Source organism: Rhizobium phaseoli, assembly GCF_010668805.1.
Lineage (GTDB): Bacteria > Pseudomonadota > Alphaproteobacteria > Rhizobiales > Rhizobiaceae > Rhizobium > Rhizobium phaseoli_A.
The window spans coordinates 1-410 of sequence record NZ_WUFT01000112.1; the positions used below are offsets into that span (position 1 = coordinate 1).

A 410-nucleotide genomic window follows, 5' to 3' on the forward strand; every position below is an offset into this window, starting at 1 on the left:
TGACGAGGTCGGTGAAGCGCAGGATGGGAATGGTGATGGCATTGGCGCGGGTGGCGATGCGCAGCAGCGCATAAGCGATCATGGCGGCGAAGATCTGCAATCGGATGGCGTTGTCGTTGTAGCCGAGAAACCTGCGGATCTTGAGGTGCTGCTTGATCCAGCGGAAGAGGAGTTCGATCTGCCAGCGGTCCTTGTAGAGCTGGCCGATCTCGACGGTGGAACGGTCGAGATCGTTGGTCAGCAGCGTGATCGTGTCGCCTTGGTCGCGCTTGAGGACCAGCCGGTAGGTGGCGCCGGCTTCGATGGCGATGGTGCGGCCGATCTGGGCGTCGTTGACATTGGCGTCGGTAATGTCGAGGACACGCGGGCAATCAGCCTTGGGATCGTAGACGATGTGCAGCTTCATGCCA

The 410-nt window shown here is 60.7% G+C and carries 1 protein-coding gene; it reads right to left on the bottom strand.

Annotated elements, in window-relative coordinates; translation table 11 throughout:
* A partial coding sequence (locus GR197_RS31630) for a transposase (RefSeq protein WP_164016636.1) occupies nucleotides 1-410 on the bottom strand: 410 nt, incomplete at both ends.